The organism is Acinetobacter sp. COS3, from assembly GCF_000475335.1.
Lineage (GTDB): Bacteria > Pseudomonadota > Gammaproteobacteria > Pseudomonadales > Moraxellaceae > Acinetobacter > Acinetobacter venetianus.
Window position 1 is genome coordinate 1 of the sequence record NZ_AXCD01000066.1, and the last position, 1,493, is coordinate 1,493.

The following is a 1,493-nucleotide window of genomic DNA, read 5'->3' on the forward strand; positions in this document are numbered from 1 at the left end:
ATCAAATGATGCTTCAAGTCATAGCTCCTAAAGAAGGTTATTTTATTGAAATAGATTATATTGTAAATGCTGGCGATACTTTATTAAGTATCGCAAGAAAGTTTAATTTAAATTCTGAAAGAATTAAAGAAGATAATAAAATAACTGATACATATAGTCTTTATACGGGTCAAAGACTAAAGTTAATAAATCATACTGCAAAGTTTTTAGGCCTAAGTAATCAAAAGCTAATATTGAGTAAATTATATACTGAAGATTTATTGCCAGTTACTAAAGTGAGTGGAGATTATACTCGACAAATTTCTGTAACTATTGGTGCACAGTTGTGGGAGGTATTAGGTGCTTCTTTAGAAATAGGAGTAGCCTATGATGCTCGTGGTAACTGGATGCTATACTATGCTGTTGAAGACTCTATAAGTATTGATAAGAGTGCAATAAATTTACATGGTGGAAATGTAAAAAAAATAAGTGATGATATTGGATTTTCTCTTGCAGGAAGTAATATTAAGACTAATGCAAGACATGTTTCAGAATTGACTGGAGCAGGATATAGTCTAACTAATAGTGTTAACTTAGGAGCTTATAATGTGGGTTTAGTACATACAAAAGCAAAAGCTACAGATGTGGATACAGGAGAAATGAAGGATGTTCGGGGAGATGGCATTGTTTCATCAATGGGACTTGGAACAGCAAAAATTAAAAAGAAACTTCCATCTATAGATCATCAAGCTGGTATGGCGATCACCGTCCCTATTTTTGTTTACAATAAAAAAGAAACTAAAAATAAGAAGACGAGTTAATCAACTAGTCTTCTTTAGGATTAGATTCGTATATATTTTCCCAAAGTGAATAATTTTTATTATCATTGTTTTCTCTGTAAGCTATAGAAAGATTATATTGTGCAGTAGTATTTCCAGACTCAGCTATTGGCTTTAATAACTCAATAGATTTATTAATATTTTTAGGGGTTCCTTTACCATTAAAATACAATTTTGCTAGTTGTATTGTTGCCGCCTCATAATTTTGTTCAGAGGACTTTTCATACCATTCTAAAGCTTTTTTAAAGTCTTGTTGAACACCTTCACCATAATAATAAGCTTGAGCTAAGTTAAATTGACCAGAAGCATTACCATGTTCAGCAGCAATTTCGAATTTTTCAATAGATTTATTTAGATTTTTCGGGAAGATAATACCATTCTTATAAAAAATACCAATTGTTGATATTGATTCATAATGGTTTTGTTTTTCGGCTTTTAAGAAAAAATCTAAAGCTTTTTTATAGTCACTATCATTCTTGGCTTTGTTAAAATCTAAAAGACCTAGATTGTGTAATGCTGGTGCATAGTTTTGATTTGCTGATAATGTATACCATTCAATCGCTTTCTTTTCATCAGGTATTCCATTGAAACCATACTGATAACCAACACCAATATCATTCTGAGCGATTGGATTCCCTTGCTTAGCTAGCTCGGATAAAATTGGAAAAGCTTTAT

General features: G+C 31.2%; 2 protein-coding genes. One reads left to right on the forward strand and one right to left on the reverse strand.

What is annotated here, in order from left to right:
• Positions 1 to 800: LysM peptidoglycan-binding domain-containing protein (locus tag IO68_RS0117195; protein WP_031234915.1), on the forward strand; the 800-nt coding region annotated here is incomplete at its 5' end.
• Between the two features lie 4 nt (positions 801 to 804).
• Here the strand turns inward: IO68_RS0117195 and IO68_RS30480 are convergent.
• On the reverse strand, positions 805 to 1,493 hold a 689-nt coding region (locus tag IO68_RS30480), incomplete at its 5' end, for a tetratricopeptide repeat protein (protein ID WP_023014029.1).